This window comes from Pseudomonas sp. 2995-3 (assembly GCF_002742565.1).
In the GTDB taxonomy this organism is placed as follows: Bacteria; Pseudomonadota; Gammaproteobacteria; order Pseudomonadales; family Pseudomonadaceae; genus Aquipseudomonas; species Aquipseudomonas edaphica.
Genome location: NZ_LJSB01000204.1, coordinates 67,536 through 81,894 on the forward strand (window position 1 = coordinate 67,536; position 14,359 = coordinate 81,894).

The following is a 14,359-nucleotide window of genomic DNA, read 5'->3' on the forward strand; positions in this document are numbered from 1 at the left end:
CCGGATACAAAAAAGGCCACTCTTTCGAGTAGCCTTTTTTGATGTTTGGTTGCGGGAGCCGGATTTGAACCGACGACCTTCGGGTTATGAGCCCGACGAGCTACCAGACTGCTCCATCCCGCGTCTGTGGGCGGCATTCTACAGCCCAACGGCGAGGTGTCAACCGTTAATAGTCTGATGGGTCAAATAAGTGGAAATTAGTCACTCCACAGCCACCTTGTGCGGTAAGTGCTGGGTGGGCAACGTTTTTTCTGTCTTACAATTTTCATACAGGGCTAAAACAGGCACGCACAAAAAAGGCCACTCTTTCGAGTAGCCTTTTTTGATGTTTGGTTGCGGGAGCCGGATTTGAACCGACGACCTTCGGGTTATGAGCCCGACGAGCTACCAGACTGCTCCATCCCGCGTCTGTGTGTCGGCATTCTACAGAGGAACGCAGGTGTGTCAACCTGTGAATTGAAGAAAAGCGCTTGTGGTTCAAGCGGTTAGCTCTCCAAGGTGGGCTTCAAACGGCCTCGGGGCCAGTCTGGCCAAGGGTTTGGGCTCTATTGGTGGGTAGATTTCGATTGAGAAAATAAATTCATCTGGGAAATTTCCTACCGCTCTAACGGCAGATTCAAACTACTGGTGCTATATACAGGAGTGAGTGCGATACTGGCCGCCCGTTGGATTACACCCTCTGTTTATATGACGCAGCGCAAAATCATCCACGTCGACTGTGATTGCTTCTACGCCGCCATCGAGATGCGCGACGACCCGAGCCTGGCGCAAAAGCCACTGGCGGTCGGCGGCTCGGCAGACAGGCGAGGGGTGATTGCAACCTGTAACTATGAGGCGCGGGCCTATGGCGTGCGCTCGGCCATGTCATCGCGCCACGCCTTGAAGCTGTGCCCGGACCTGACCATCGTCAAGCCGCGCATGGATGCTTATAAAGAAGCGTCGAAGGAAATCCAGACGATCTTTCGCGACTACACCGACCTGATCGAGCCGTTGTCGCTGGACGAAGCCTACCTGGATGTGTCCGACAGCCCGCATTTTGGCGGCAGTGCCACGCGTATCGCCCAGGACATCCGCCGGCGCGTCTCCAACCAGTTGCACATCACCGTGTCGGCCGGCGTGGCGCCGAACAAGTTTCTGGCCAAGATCGCCAGCGACTGGAAAAAACCCAACGGCCTGTTTGTGATCACCCCGGATCAGGTCGAAGACTTTGTGTCGCAGTTGCCAGTGAAAAAGCTGCACGGTGTCGGCAAGGTCACCGCCGACAAGCTGGCGCGCCTGGGCATCGAAGACTGCCTGCAACTGCGCGAGTGGAACAAGCTGGCGCTGGTGCGTGAATTCGGCAGTTTTGGCGAGCGGCTCTGGGGCCTGGCTCGTGGGATTGATGACCGTGTGGTGCAGAACGACAGCCGCCGACAATCGATCAGCGTGGAAAATACCTACGACGTGGACCTGCCGGATCTCTCAAGTTGCCTGGCGAAACTGCCTGAGCTGATGGAAACCCTGGCAGGGCGCATGGCGCGTATAGACAGTAGCTACCGCGCGGGCAAGCCGTTCGTTAAGGTGAAGTTTCATGACTTTACCCAGACGACGCTGGAGCAGGCCGGGGCAGGGCGGGATCTGGAGAGTTATCAACAGCTGTTGACCCAGGCGTTTAACCGGGGCGGGAAGCCGGTGCGGTTGTTGGGGATTGGGGTGCGGTTGCTGGACCTGAGCAGCGGTAACGAGCAGCTTCAATTTCCCTGGTAGAAACCGGATCAAAAAAATGTGGGAGCTGGCTTGCCTGCGATAGCGCAGTGTCAGTCACTGATGTTGTGACTAATACACCGCTATCGCAGGCAAGCCAGCTCCCACATTTGGATTTTTATCCAGCCTGAAGTCTCAGCGTGCCCCAGGATCTGCGACGAGTCTTCCCGCATCCTTGGTCAGCGCCTGCAGAAACTCCTGCTGCAACTCCGGATCATTGCGCGTCAATTCGATCAGGCTTTGTTCCAGCTCGCTGGCTTCTTCCTCCAGGCCCAGCTCCGACAGGCGTTTGACCCGGTGCACCCATTGGTTCACTTCGTCATCTTCCAAGTCGTCGTAGATCAGGCCATGGGCTTCGAGCAACTTGCCGCGCAGGGTGTTGCTGATCGCCAGGGTCGAGTCGGAATGCACATCGTCCTGGCCATCTTCCACGCTGATCTTCAAGGTGCTGACGTGGTTCAGGTCCTGCTCGGCAAATGGGCTGTCCAACAGGTTCAGGCGCAGTACGCCATCGCGGTCGGTGGTCAGCTCATGGGTCTGCTTGCCGGCGGTAACTTGCACCGGTCGCTCGCTCCAGGGCAGGCTCGAATACTCCGTGCGCTTGTCGCGCTGCACTTCATCGATACCCGCCAGGTTCTGTTGCGCACGGCCGTGGGATTGCACGTTCATGAACGGGTTGATGCCGTCCACGCCGTAGCTCAGCCAGTCGCGCGTCATGCTGGTGGGCAGGTTGCCGAGGGCGAAGACATTCACCACGTTGGCGCCCGCGCCCGCTACCAGTGCAACAGCACCCAAAGGCATCTCATAGAGTTTGCGCCAGGGCTGGTAGGGGGTGTAGCGATCGTAACGGCGGGTGACTTCGAACTCGGTGACCTCAAAGGTCTTCTGCTCGTGAATGCGAACCCGGCGTTGCGGCAGTTCCAGCACTTTGGGTTCGCCTACATCGATTTGCAGGCTGTGATCGAGCAACTTTCGCTCGACCCGCTCCTCGTGCTCGCTGCGTTGCGACATTTGATTGGCGCAGCCGCTGACCAGCAGGGCGCCGCACAAGGCGGCGCCCCCCAGGGCTCTGGTGTTTCGCTTGAACATGACTTCTCTTGATCTGGTTTTCAGCGACGAATACGCGCCTGAAGGAAAGACAGCACGTCAGCCACCGGCAACGGTTGGGCTTCGGCTTCGGTCCGGCTCTTGTATTCCAGATTGCCATCCGCCAGGCCGCGGTCACTGACCACGATACGGTGCGGGATGCCAATCAGTTCCATGTCGGCGAACTTGATGCCCGGGCTGGTTTTCTTGTCCCGGTCATCGAGCAGCACTTCAAAACCGGCAGCCGTCAGTTCGGCATACAGTTTGTCGGTGGCTTCGCGTACTTGCTCGTTGTCGTAGCGCAGCGGTACCAGGGCGATCTGGAACGGTGCCAGGGCGTCACTCCAGATGATGCCTTTCTCGTCGTTGTTCTGCTCGATGGCAGCGGCAACCACGCGTGATACGCCAATGCCGTAGCAGCCCATGTCCAGGGTGATCGGCTTGCCGTTCTCGCCCAGCACTTCGCACTTCATCGCCTTGCTGTACTTGTTGCCCAGCTGGAAGATGTGCCCGACTTCGATGCCGCGCTTGATTTCCAGGGTGCCCTTGCCATCCGGGCTTGGGTCACCGGCCACCACGTTACGCAGGTCGGCCACGGTCGGAACCGGCAAGTCACGCTCCCAGTTCACGCCGAAGTAGTGCTTGTCATCAATGTTGGCGCCGATACCGAAGTCGCTCATCAGCTCGACCGAACGGTCGATGATGATCGGCAACGGCAGGTTCAGCGGGCCCAGCGAACCAGCACCGGCGCCAATGGCGTCGCGCAGTTCGGCATCGGTGGCCATGACCAGCGGGCTGGCCACGCCAGGTTGCTGGGCAGCCTTGATTTCGTTGAGTTCGTGGTCGCCACGGATCACCAGGGCGATCAGCTTGTCTTCTTCTTCGGCGCGCACGATCAGGGTCTTGATGGTCTTTTCAATCGGCAGATTGAATTTTTCCACCAGGGCCGCGATGGTCTTGGTCTCTGGCGTGTCCACCAGGCGCAGTTCTTCAGCCGGTGCGGCGCGGGACGTTTCCCGTGGCACGGCTTCGGCTTTCTCGATGTTCGCCGCGTAGTCGGAACCGTTGCTGAACACGATATCGTCTTCGCCGGACTCGGCCAGCACGTGGAACTCGTGGGAGCCGGCGCCGCCGATGGAGCCGTTGTCCGCTTCAACCGGACGGAACTTCAGGCCCAGGCGCGTGAACACGTTGCAGTAGGCGGTGTGCATGCGGTCGTAGGTGGCCTGCAGGGACGCCTGGTCGGCGTGGAACGAGTAGGCGTCTTTCATGATGAATTCGCGGCCGCGCATCAAACCGAAGCGTGGGCGAATTTCGTCACGGAACTTGGTCTGGATCTGATACAGGTTCAACGGCAGCTGCTTGTAGCTGCTCAACTCGTTGCGCATCAGGTCAGTGATCACTTCTTCATGGGTCGGGCCGGCGCAGAAATCGCGGCCATGACGATCCTTGAAGCGCAGCAACTCAGGGCCGTACTCTTCCCAGCGCCCGGATTCCTGCCACAGCTCAGCCGGTTGGGTGCTCGGCATCAACACTTCCAGAGAGCCGGCGGCGTTCATTTCTTCGCGAACGATGGCTTCGACCTTGCGCATCACCTTCAAGCCCATGGGCAGCCAGGTGTACAGGCCGGAGGCCAGTTTGCGGATCATACCGGCGCGCAGCATCAGCTGATGGCTGATCACAACCGCGTCGGAAGGCGTTTCTTTCTGTGTGGCGAGCAAATATTGACTGGTACGCATGGTAGGCCGTTGTCGGTTGCTTGGACTTGAAATGACTTGGGATTGTACGGGCGGTTGTCGCTGGAGTACAGGCGTGAGGTCGTGGCGGTGTTTCTGGTTGAGTAGAGCGCGTGTGGGAGCTGGCTTGCTATGGAGAGGGCGCTTGCTGTGGCGAGGGAGCTTGCTCCCGTTTGACTGCGCAGCAGTCACCGGCTTTTTTGGGGGCGCTTCGCACCCCAGCGCAAGCAAGCTCGCTCGCCACAACAAGCCAGCTCCCACATTGGCTGAGGTGGGTCAGTCTTCTGCGGGAGGATTCAACCGCGCCCGTCGGCTTTCCTGAAACCAGTGCAGCGCAATCAGGAACAGCGTCGGCACACCCAGCAGGCAAGTGATGATGAAGAAGTTGTGATAACCGAACTTCTCTACCATCACGCCCGAGTAGCCACCAATCAGGCGCGGCAGCAACAGCATGATCGAGCTGAGCAGCGCGTATTGGGTGGCGGAGAACTTGAGGTTGGTCAGGCTCGACAGGTAGGCGACAAACGCCGAAGTGGCCAGCCCCGAACTGAAGTTATCCAGGGAGATGGTGAAGATCAGCATCTGCAGGTCCGGGCCCATGTCGGCAAGCATCACGAACAGCAGGTTGGTGGCCGCCGAGGCAATGCCGCCGATAAACAGGATCGGCAAGATGCCGAAGCGCACAATCAACAGGCCGCCCATACCGGCGCCGAGCAGGGTCATGATCAGGCCGAAGATCTTGCTGACCCCGGCGATCTGGTCCTTGGTAAAGCCCTGGTCGATGTAGAACACGTTGGCCATCACGCCCATTACCGTGTCGGACATGCGATAGGTCGCAATCAGCCCGAGCAGCAGCAGCGCCTGCCAGCGATACCGCAGGATAAAGTCGTTGACCGGCGTCAGCACCGGCGCCAAACCCCGGCGGCCCATGGCCGAGAGGCACAGGGTGGTGAGGATGATGTACAGGATGGCGCGCAGGAACGCGCGATCTTCCATCAGCAGCTCCCACAGGCTCACGCCGTGGAACAGCACGCTGGCGAAATCGGTGTTGTACAACTGGGTGAACATCGCCGGGACCGACACCAACAGCACGATCAGCACAAAGACCGAGACAAGCTGATGCGCAAAGCTGTAGCGCCCGGCCTGCAATTGGGTGCGCAGTGGCACATCGGGTTCACGCATGAAGAAGGTGGTCAGCAGTGCCGGGATCATCAGCACGCCGAACAGCACGTAAGTGCCGGTCCAGGCCGAGTGTTTATAGTTGAAGCCGGTGGAACCGAAACCTTCGGCAAAGAACAGCGCGCCGGCGGTGGCCAGCAGTGCGGCGATGCGATAGCCGGACATGTAGCTGGCAGCCAGCGCGGCCTGGCGGCTGTCATCGGCTATTTCCAGGCGATAGGCGTCTACCGCAATGTCTTGGGTGGCCGAGGCAAAGGCTACGATAACGGCAATGGCGATCAGCCAGGACAAGTGCTTTTGCGGGTCGCAGAAACCCATGCCGATCAACCCGAGGATCACCAGCGTCTGGGCAAGTACCAGCCAGGAGCGACGTCGTCCCAGTTTGCCGAGCAGCGGCAGGCGCCATTGGTCGAGCAGCGGCGACCAGACCCATTTAAACGCATAGGCCAGGCCGATCAGGCTCGCATAGCCGATGGTCTCGCGGGCCACACCGGCCTCGCGCAACCACACAGATAGCGTCGAAAACACCAACATGTAAGGCAAGCCGGCGGCGAAGCCGAGCAACAACAGGACTAACGTCGAAGGGCTGGCATAGGCGGCGAGCGCGGCGCGCCAGGTTTTACGGGGCATGGGCTGGAGTCTGCCTCAGATTTGCGGAAACAAAGCGCGCACTCTAACCGCTGTGCTCTACCGGGCGCCAGCCATGACGCTGAATATCAACGCGATTGTTCAGGATACTGACGCCTTCACTGCGCAAACGCGCACGTTGTTCGTCGCCTGAAGCGCTGCCCACCGGCAGACTTATCCGACCACCGGCACCCAATACCCGATGCCAGGGCAGACGGGTGTCCTCCGGCAGTTGGCTGAGCGTGCGCCCGACCCAGCGGGCAGCACGGCCCAGGCCGGCCAGGTGCGCCAACTCGCCGTAACTCACCACGCAACCTTCGGGCACTTGCGCCAGGGTCAGGTACAGGGCCGTTCGGCGCATGTCTGCGGGGCTTTGGGGGGCGTCTTCGGGTGAGTGAGGTGTGGGCATCGCCGCGTCTTTATAAAGAGGTGTTTTTGTAAGAAACGTCTGTAATCATGCCGTTGAGAATTGAACTCAATATAAATCCTTGAGTCAGTCCAAGCTATCTAACACGATAACGCCCCTTTTTCGCCATTTTCGAGCCTCGAATTCGCTTATGTTGTCCAGAACCCTGCTCTGCCTTGCTGTTCTCAGCGCCTCCACGCCCCTGCTCGCCGACACCATCTGGTTGAAGAACGGTGACCGCCTGACCGGCAAGATCAAAGTCTTCGACGGTGGCAAATTGCTGATTCAGACCAACTACGCAGGGGCCATCCCGGTGGATTGGAAGCAGGTCAAGACCCTGGAAAGCGATCAGGAACTGCTGGTCAAGCAGGACGCTTACACCGGTGAAAAGGCCAAATCCCTGAAAGCGGCGGAGGATGGCAAGGTCACCCTGACCAATGGCGAAGCGCCGAAAACCGTGGACTTGGCCAGCATCCAGCAGATCATCAAGCCAAAGCCTGTGATCGAAGACCTGGTGTGGAAGGGCAATGTCGACCTGGCGCTGGACTACAAACGCGCCGACAAGGACACCAACGACTACGACATCGACTTCAAGACCACCGCCCGTCACGGCCAGTGGCGGCATACCGCCCAGGGCGAATACAACCGCGAGTTCCAGGATGACGTGACCACCACCGACAACTGGTCGCTCGAATATGACCTGGACCGCTTCATCACCGAGCATTGGTACTGGCAGGGCCGCCTGACCTACAAGCGTGACAAGGTTGAAGACCTGTCCCGCCAGCGCACCGTCGGTACTGGCCCTGGCTACCAGTTCTGGGACGATGAGCTGGGCGCGTTCTCCCTCGGCTCGCTGGTCAACCGCACCGATTACCAGTATTCGGACGATCGCAAGAGCAACTTCTATTCCCTGGCCATGAAGTGGAGCTACAACCGCTACCTGGTGGGCAAGACTGTGGAATTCTTCACTAACGGCGAAGTGGGCAAGCCGCTGGCCGGGCCGTCCGATTACTCCCTGGATGCGGAAATGGGCCTGCGCTACAAAGTCACTGAATGGGCCTCGCTCAACCTCAAGGCCGAGCGCGACATCATTAATGGCGAATCGCAAAGCAGCTTGGACAAGACCCGTTACACCGCAGGCTTCGGCGTCGCCTGGTAAAGCCGCCCGTTAAAACCTGCATTGGGCACTCTGGCAACCTGCGCCGATATTGATTACCTTGTGTTGAGATTCATTCCCATAGACGCCATAGGCTGTGGGCGGCTGAACACCCGAGGAGTCCTACCGTGAGCACGCAGGTTGCCAAGAACGCCCGAGAGCTGTTGCTCAAGGAATACCGTGGAGCGCTCTCCACATTGTCCAAAGCCATGCCGGGTTTTCCCTTCGGCTCAGTGGTGCCGTACTGCCTCGACGCGCAGGGCCAGCCGATCATCCTGATCAGCCGCATCGCCCAGCACACCCACAACCTGCAGAAAGACCCCAAGTGCTCGCTGCTGGTGGGTGAGCGCGAGGCGGATGACGTGCAAGCGGTAGGGCGCCTGACCTACCTGGCCGAAGCCGAAAAGCTTGAGGATGAGGCTGCGATTGAAGCCGCCGCCGAGCGCTATTACCGCTACTTCCCGGATTCGGCCAACTACCACAAGGCCCACGATTTCGACTTCTGGGTGCTCAAACCGGTGCGTCACCGTTACATCGGCGGCTTTGGCGCGATTCACTGGGTCGACCAGCTCACCCTGGCCAACCCGTTTGCGGGCAAAGCCGAGCGCAGCATGATCGAGCACATGAACAGCGATCACACCAAGGCCATCGCCCACTATGTGGAGCTGACCGGCCTGCCGACCACCGAACCTGCGCAATTGGCCGGTATCGACGGCGAGGGCATGCACCTGCGCATCGGCCAGTCCTTGTATTGGCTGCCGTTTGCCGAGCCTTGCAACACGCCGACACAAGTGCGCGAAGCCCTGGTTTCATTGGCTCACGCTGAGGTCTGGCCGAAAAAAGAAGCCGTCAGCGCTTGAATTCACGAAACGGCGACGTCATTTAAGGTGGACTGGCAAGGCATTCTTGCGTTGAGGAACCATTTGATGCGCCCTTTTTTATTGCTCTTTCTGCTGTTCCCGGTGTTGGAGCTGTTCGTATTTGTTCAAGTCAGCAGTGCCATCGGGTTTTTCCCGGCACTGTTGCTGATTATTCTCGGCTCGATGCTCGGCGTCCTGGTGCTGCGCGTCGCCGGCCTGGCCACGGCGTTGCGTGCGCGTGAAAGCCTGAACCGCGGCGAACTGCCTGCTCAGACCATGCTTGAAGGCCTGATGATGGCCTTGGCCGGCGGCCTGTTGATCCTGCCGGGCTTTATCAGCGACGTGGTCGGCCTGGTCATGCTGCTGCCGTTCACCCGCAAGCTGCTGGCCGGCAAGATGCGCCAGCGAGCTGAAGAAGCGGCGATCCGCCAGCGCGCCTTCGCCGATGACCTGCAACCCCGTGGCGGCCCGGCGCCACGCCAGCCGTTGGGGCGTGAAGGGGATGTGATCGAAGGCGAGTTCGAACACCGCGACAGCAAATAACCGCATGACCTGCACGGTGCCTTTGGGGGCCGTGCTGCTTTTGCCGCCCGGCATTCGTAAAAAATTTCCGTCGCGGCCTCTTGTAATAAGCTTATGCGCCCTTATGTAACGGTCACCGCAAGGTTTCTGGTGGCGACACCAGACAGACTTCCGCGTCTTGCTTGGCGAGGCGCGACCGGCACCGCCGGAATACAACTTGCCGGTATCGATACCGGCCGATGAAAAACACAATTAGGAGAGATCGACAATGAGCAAGCTTCGTCCTCTGCACGACCGCGTCGTAATCCGTCGCAGCGAAGAAGAAAAGAAAACCGCTGGCGGTATCGTTCTGCCAGGTTCGGCTGCTGAAAAAGCCAACCACGGTGTGATTCTCGCTGCAGGCCCGGGCAAGACGCTGGAAAACGGTCAAGTACGTGAGCTGGCCGTAAAAGTGGGTGACAAGGTTGTTTTCGGCCCTTACTCCGGCAGCAACACTGTGAAAGTCGACGGCGAAGACCTGCTGGTCATGGCTGAGAACGAGATTCTCGCCGTTCTGGAAGACTGATTCCCCGCTCATTTTCCCGTTACTACAAAGTATTTAAGGAATATCGATCATGGCTGCTAAAGAAGTTAAATTCGGCGATTCCGCCCGCAAGAAAATGCTCACCGGTATCAACATCCTGGCTGACGCGGTAAAAGCGACCCTGGGTCCTAAAGGCCGTAACGTGGTTATCGAGAAGAGCTTCGGCGCTCCGACCATCACCAAGGACGGCGTTTCGGTAGCCAAAGAAATCGAACTGGAAGACCGTTTCGAAAACATGGGCGCGCAGCTGGTCAAAGACGTTGCCTCCCGTGCCAACGATGACGCTGGCGACGGCACCACCACCGCTACCGTACTGGCTCAGGCCATCGTCAACGAAGGCTACAAGGCCGTCGCTGCCGGCATGAACCCGATGGACCTCAAGCGCGGCATCGACAAGGCGACCATCGCCATCGTTGCTGAGCTGAAAAAGCTGTCCAAGCCATGCGCCGACACCAAGGCTATCGCTCAGGTAGGCACCATCTCCGCCAACTCCGACAACTCCATCGGCGACATCATTGCCGAAGCCATGGAAAAAGTCGGTAAAGAAGGCGTGATCACCGTTGAAGAAGGCACTGGCCTGGAAAACGAACTGTCGGTTGTAGAAGGCATGCAGTTCGACCGTGGCTACCTGTCCCCGTACTTCGTCAACAAGCCTGAGACCATGGTTGCCGAGCTGGACAGCCCGCTGATCCTGCTGGTCGACAAAAAGATCTCGAACATCCGCGAAATGCTGCCAGTGCTGGAAGCCGTTGCCAAAGCCGGCCGCCCACTGCTGATCGTTTCCGAAGACGTTGAAGGCGAAGCCCTGGCGACTCTGGTTGTGAACAACATGCGTGGCATCGTTAAAGTCGCCGCCGTCAAGGCGCCAGGCTTCGGCGACCGTCGCAAGGCCATGCTGCAGGACATCGCCGTTCTGACCGGCGGTACCGTTATCTCCGAAGAGATCGGCCTGAGCCTGGAAAGCGCCACCCTGGAAAACCTGGGTAGCGCCAAGCGCGTGACCATCTCCAAAGAAAACACCATCATCGTTGACGGTGCTGGCGTTGAGCAGGATATCCAGGCTCGCATCACTCAGATCCGTGCCCAGGTTGCCGAGACTTCGTCCGACTACGACCGTGAAAAACTGCAAGAGCGTCTGGCCAAGCTGTCCGGCGGCGTTGCAGTGATCAAGGTTGGCGCCGGTTCCGAAGTTGAAATGAAAGAGAAGAAAGCCCGCGTTGAAGACGCCCTGCACGCAACCCGTGCAGCCGTTGAAGAAGGCGTGGTACCTGGCGGTGGCGTTGCGCTGATCCGCGCTCTGGAAGCACTGGCTGATCTGACCGGCGACAACGCTGACCAGAACGTCGGTATCGCTGTTCTGCGTCGCGCCGTTGAAGCGCCGCTGCGTCAGATCGCTGCCAACTCCGGCGACGAGCCAAGCGTTGTGGTCAACGAAGTCAAGAACGGCAAAGGTAACTACGGTTACAACGCTGCGACTGGCGAATACGGCGACATGATCGAAATGGGCATCCTGGACCCTACCAAGGTGACTCGTTCCGCGCTGCAAGCAGCAGCCTCGATCGGTAGCCTGATCCTGACTACCGAAGCTGCAATCGCTGACAAGCCAAAGGCTGAAGGCGCAGCTGGCGGCGGTATGCCAGACATGGGCGGCATGGGTGGCATGGGCGGCATGATGTAAGCCAGCCTTACCCAGCTATTAAAAAGCCCCGCCTGCAGTGATGCAGGCGGGGCTTTTTTGTGCGGTATTCAAAATGCAGGAGAACCCATGTGGGAGCTGGCTTGCCTGCGATGGCATCACCTCGGTGCACCAGACATACCGAGTCGCCTGCATCGCGGGCAAGCCCGGCTCCCACATGGCTGCCTGTGTTGATCTCAACCCAATGTACGACGTCGCAACAGCTTCCTGAAGGTCATGCCCCTTGCCAGGGTTACTTGGGCAGCCGGCATAAGTGCCACGGGTTGCGGTGCAGCAGCTTGGTTGAGTGGGCCAGGGACAGGCAGGTGCGTGAGTTTCTCAACGCTGGCGGCTCGGGGCCACCTCCGAGGTGGCGGGGTGAGGAGCGCATCCTGCGCCGTTGGCCGACGTGCCGTATTGGCGGTGTGATCGCCAGCGTGTTTGTCTTCCATCCGTGGTGATGGCTTGTCCGTAACCGCCAGGCGCGAGGCCGACGCATTACCGGGCACGAACACGCCGGCAACGATGCACAGCGACAGCATCAAGGTGGGCAAATGCTTCTTACGGGGATGCATGACAGGGCTCTCCAACCGGGATTCAGTTGGCGAGGTTACGGGCGATGGGATGGCTGCGCTGTCACAGGCTGTAACAGCGCTACAACCGGCGATACCCTTCAATAAGGACGAACACTGTCACTGTGGCAAGCCTGCTCGCCACGGGTTACTTTTCTCCAGTGCGATTTCTGACTCGACTTACTTGAACGCATCAGCCCAAAGACCTTGAAAGGCATGGCTCTAAAGAGGGCGCAACGGCAGTATCAGGCTCATGCGTGCGCCGCCCAGCGGGCTGCGGGTTACCGACAACTCACCGTGATGCCACTGGGTTGCGCGCTTGGCCAGCGCCAGGCCGAGGCCGAAGCCACTGGGTTCGTCGCCGCCCATGGCAAGCCGCACAAAAGGCTCGAAAATCTTTTCACGGTTCTCCGCCAATATACCGGGGCCATCATCGTCGACATGCAGCACCAAGTGCTGCTCACCCTGATAGGTGGCGCTCACGCACACTCGATCACGTGCATAGGTGATGGCGTTGCTCAAGAGGTTGCGCACGATCAAGTGCAGCAGGGCACGGTCGCCGATCAGTTCAAGCTGTGCAGGCTCGGTTTCCAGGCTTAATTGACGGTGGTGCCCATCCAGTAAGGCGAACTCCTGGTGCAGCCAATCACGCAGGTTGATGGGTTCGTGCTGCAAATCGGTCGGCGCGCCGGCCATTCGCGCAAAGGCCAAGCTGGCGCGAACCAGGGCTTCGAGTTCTTCGACATCGGTTTGCAAGCGCTCCTGAAGGCGTGCGCGGGTCGGCGGGTCTTCGCTCTTGCTCAGCAACGTAAGGGCGAAACGCATGCGCGCCAGCGGTGTGCGCAGTTCGTGGGAGACGGCTTGAGAGACTTCGCGATGGCGTTCGCTCATGGCGCTGATGTCCCGCGCATGCTGTTGCAAAGTCAGCAGCAACGGCGTCCATTCCTTGCCCAGGGCGGGCAGCATCACGTTTGGCGTGCGTGCCAGCGTGCCCAGGCACGTGTTGAGTGTGGCCAGGTCTTTGTTATGCCGTCGGTACGCACGCAAACCGAGGCCGAGCAACAGCAAAACCGGCAAGCCGGCGACGCAGGCGGTCATCCAGAAAATCGGAAATTTCAGCAGGTCCTTGACCTCGGCACTGCCCCACATAGGGCCGAATCGGATCACGGTTTCGTCGTCCAGCGGGAAGTAGCTGATGTCTTCGTCGCTGTTCAGTGCTGGCTGCTGGTGTTCGAGCATGACCATGGCTTCGGGCGGCAATTCGACGTCGTCATACGGGATCAGCTCTACCGGGTACTGGAAGTGCGCGCGCAGGATGTCCATGCGCGCTTCACGTTTCTCGGCAGGCAAGCCTTTGAGCTGCTCGGCCACCAAATAGCCTGGGCCGGCCATCAAACGCAAAAAACTGTCCTCGCCGACAAACACCGAGGCGTTGGTGCACAGCCACAACAGATAAAGGGTCAAGCTCGTCCAGCCCGCGCCCGCCACGGCCACCATCCAGGGGCGCAGTTTAAACATGCTGGGCCGCCTGGGGGATTTCGACAAACAGGTAGCCTTGGGCCGTGATGGTCTGGATGGTCACCGGGCAGGCCAGGGTCATCAGCTTTTTGCGCAGGCGCGACACACGCATATCAATGGAGCGGTTAAGCCCGTCGTATTCCAGGCCGCGTAAGCTTTGCAGGAGTTTCTCGCGGGTCAGTAACACGCCGCTATGGCGGGCGAAAAACGCCAGCAGTTCGAACTCGGCCACCGAGAATTGCAATGGCGTACCGTCGAGCCAGGCGAAATGGCTATTAAGGTCCAACCGAAACGCGCCCCACTGATAAGACGCATTGGGCGCCTGGCGGTGACGACGCAGCAACGAGCGCACCCGGGCCAGCAATAGCAGCGGGTCGACGGGTTTGACCACGTAGTCGTCGGCGCCCACGTCAAATCCGGTTAATTGCTCGGCGTTTTCATCCAGCGCGGTCATCATCAGGATCAGCCCGGGGTAGCTGTCGCGAATCTGGCGGCACAGGGTAAAACCGTCGACGCCCGGCAACATGACATCGAGGATCAACAGTGCCGGTTTTTCATCAAGAATGCGCTGTGCGGCGCGATCACCACGGTGCTCCACGGCGACGGTAAAACCCTCCGCGCGCAGGAACTCGGCCGTCAGCGCGGCCAATGGGCGGTCATCTTCAATCAGCAACAGGGAGTCGGACATGCAAAGGC

General features: G+C 59.5%; 13 protein-coding genes and 2 tRNA genes. 6 read left to right on the top strand and 9 right to left on the bottom strand.

The features are described from left to right. Positions 1-46: 46 nt before the first annotated feature. Both AOA62_RS18220 and AOA62_RS18225 read right to left on the bottom strand, forming a co-directional pair. A tRNA-Met gene (locus tag AOA62_RS18220) sits at positions 47-123 on the bottom strand. A gap of 207 nt (positions 124-330) precedes the next feature. After that, positions 331-407, bottom strand: a tRNA-Met gene (locus AOA62_RS18225). Positions 408-687: 280 nt separating this feature from the next. Between AOA62_RS18225 and dinB the strand changes: the two genes are divergently transcribed. Further along, positions 688-1,746 carry a DNA polymerase IV gene (gene dinB, locus AOA62_RS18230; RefSeq protein ID WP_099549358.1) on the top strand — a complete coding sequence of 353 codons (1,059 nt, stop codon included), beginning with the start codon at positions 688-690 and terminating at the stop codon, positions 1,744-1,746. A 132-nt stretch (positions 1,747-1,878) separates the two neighbouring features. Here the strand turns inward: dinB and AOA62_RS18235 are convergent, their stop codons facing one another. From AOA62_RS18235 to AOA62_RS18255, 4 genes are all read right to left on the bottom strand, one after another. Continuing rightward, complete coding sequence (locus AOA62_RS18235) at positions 1,879-2,832, bottom strand: hypothetical protein (RefSeq protein WP_099549359.1); 954 nt, start codon at positions 2,830-2,832, stop codon at positions 1,879-1,881. Between the two features lie 20 nt (positions 2,833-2,852). Next, positions 2,853-4,568 carry a proline--tRNA ligase gene (locus AOA62_RS18240; RefSeq protein ID WP_099549360.1) on the bottom strand — a complete coding sequence of 572 codons (1,716 nt, stop codon included), beginning with the start codon at positions 4,566-4,568 and terminating at the stop codon, positions 2,853-2,855. Between the two features lie 273 nt (positions 4,569-4,841). Then, positions 4,842-6,374: an AmpG family muropeptide MFS transporter gene (locus tag AOA62_RS18250; RefSeq protein ID WP_017139744.1), complete on the bottom strand. Its 1,533-nt coding sequence runs from the start codon at positions 6,372-6,374 to the stop codon at positions 4,842-4,844. Positions 6,375-6,417: 43 nt separating this feature from the next. After that, positions 6,418-6,780 carry an MGMT family protein gene (locus AOA62_RS18255; protein ID WP_099549362.1) on the bottom strand — a complete coding sequence of 121 codons (363 nt, stop codon included), beginning with the start codon at positions 6,778-6,780 and terminating at the stop codon, positions 6,418-6,420. 148 nt (positions 6,781-6,928) lie between these two features. Here AOA62_RS18255 and AOA62_RS18260 point away from each other — a divergent pair, with 148 nt between their 5' ends. The 5 genes from AOA62_RS18260 to groL all read left to right on the top strand — a co-directional run bounded on the left by AOA62_RS18260 (position 6,929) and on the right by groL (position 11,576). After that, entirely contained in the window at positions 6,929-7,936 is a 1,008-nt protein-coding gene (locus tag AOA62_RS18260; protein WP_017139746.1) for a DUF481 domain-containing protein, read from the top strand. 125 nt (positions 7,937-8,061) lie between these two features. Then, positions 8,062-8,793 carry a HugZ family protein gene (locus tag AOA62_RS18265; RefSeq protein ID WP_017139747.1) on the top strand — a complete coding sequence of 244 codons (732 nt, stop codon included), beginning with the start codon at positions 8,062-8,064 and terminating at the stop codon, positions 8,791-8,793. Positions 8,794-8,859: 66 nt separating this feature from the next. Beyond that, positions 8,860-9,336 (top strand): FxsA family protein, encoded by a 477-nt coding sequence (locus AOA62_RS18270; protein WP_016975517.1) that lies wholly within the window; start codon positions 8,860-8,862, stop codon positions 9,334-9,336. A 247-nt stretch (positions 9,337-9,583) separates the two neighbouring features. After that, positions 9,584-9,880: a co-chaperone GroES gene (groES, locus tag AOA62_RS18275; protein WP_017139748.1), complete on the top strand. Its 297-nt coding sequence runs from the start codon at positions 9,584-9,586 to the stop codon at positions 9,878-9,880. 49 nt (positions 9,881-9,929) lie between these two features. After that, complete coding sequence (gene groL / locus AOA62_RS18280) at positions 9,930-11,576, top strand: chaperonin GroEL (protein ID WP_017139749.1); 1,647 nt, start codon at positions 9,930-9,932, stop codon at positions 11,574-11,576. A 194-nt stretch (positions 11,577-11,770) separates the two neighbouring features. On the opposite strand, the gene AOA62_RS31470 is transcribed toward groL, so the two are convergent. From AOA62_RS31470 to AOA62_RS18290, 3 genes are all read right to left on the bottom strand, one after another. Further along, positions 11,771-12,148, bottom strand: coding sequence for a hypothetical protein (locus tag AOA62_RS31470; RefSeq protein WP_143521861.1), 378 nt, complete (start codon positions 12,146-12,148; stop codon positions 11,771-11,773). Between the two features lie 219 nt (positions 12,149-12,367). Continuing rightward, complete coding sequence (locus AOA62_RS18285; protein ID WP_017139750.1) at positions 12,368-13,663, bottom strand: sensor histidine kinase KdpD; 1,296 nt, start codon at positions 13,661-13,663, stop codon at positions 12,368-12,370. Beyond that, positions 13,656-14,351 carry a response regulator transcription factor gene (locus AOA62_RS18290; protein ID WP_099549363.1) on the bottom strand — a complete coding sequence of 232 codons (696 nt, stop codon included), beginning with the start codon at positions 14,349-14,351 and terminating at the stop codon, positions 13,656-13,658. The genes AOA62_RS18285 and AOA62_RS18290 overlap by 8 nt, the downstream gene beginning before the upstream one ends. Positions 14,352-14,359: the final 8 nt, after the last annotated feature.

Excerpts from the sequence above, each read along its gene's own strand:
- dinB (WP_099549358.1), top strand. The coding sequence starts at position 688 with ATGACGCAGCGCAAAATCATCCACGTCGACTGTGATTGCTTCTACGCC.
- AOA62_RS18235 (WP_099549359.1), bottom strand. The coding sequence starts at position 2,832 with ATGTTCAAGCGAAACACCAGAGCCCTGGGGGGCGCCGCCTTGTGCGGC.
- AOA62_RS18240 (WP_099549360.1), bottom strand. The coding sequence starts at position 4,568 with ATGCGTACCAGTCAATATTTGCTCGCCACACAGAAAGAAACGCCTTCC.
- AOA62_RS18250 (WP_017139744.1), bottom strand. The coding sequence starts at position 6,374 with ATGCCCCGTAAAACCTGGCGCGCCGCGCTCGCCGCCTATGCCAGCCCT.
- AOA62_RS18255 (WP_099549362.1), bottom strand. The coding sequence starts at position 6,780 with ATGCCCACACCTCACTCACCCGAAGACGCCCCCCAAAGCCCCGCAGAC.
- AOA62_RS18260 (WP_017139746.1), top strand. The coding sequence starts at position 6,929 with ATGTTGTCCAGAACCCTGCTCTGCCTTGCTGTTCTCAGCGCCTCCACG.
- AOA62_RS18270 (WP_016975517.1), top strand. The coding sequence starts at position 8,860 with ATGCGCCCTTTTTTATTGCTCTTTCTGCTGTTCCCGGTGTTGGAGCTG.
- groES (WP_017139748.1), top strand. The coding sequence starts at position 9,584 with ATGAGCAAGCTTCGTCCTCTGCACGACCGCGTCGTAATCCGTCGCAGC.
- groL (WP_017139749.1), top strand. The coding sequence starts at position 9,930 with ATGGCTGCTAAAGAAGTTAAATTCGGCGATTCCGCCCGCAAGAAAATG.
- AOA62_RS31470 (WP_143521861.1), bottom strand. The coding sequence starts at position 12,148 with ATGCATCCCCGTAAGAAGCATTTGCCCACCTTGATGCTGTCGCTGTGC.
- AOA62_RS18285 (WP_017139750.1), bottom strand. The coding sequence starts at position 13,663 with ATGTTTAAACTGCGCCCCTGGATGGTGGCCGTGGCGGGCGCGGGCTGG.
- AOA62_RS18290 (WP_099549363.1), bottom strand. The coding sequence starts at position 14,351 with ATGTCCGACTCCCTGTTGCTGATTGAAGATGACCGCCCATTGGCCGCG.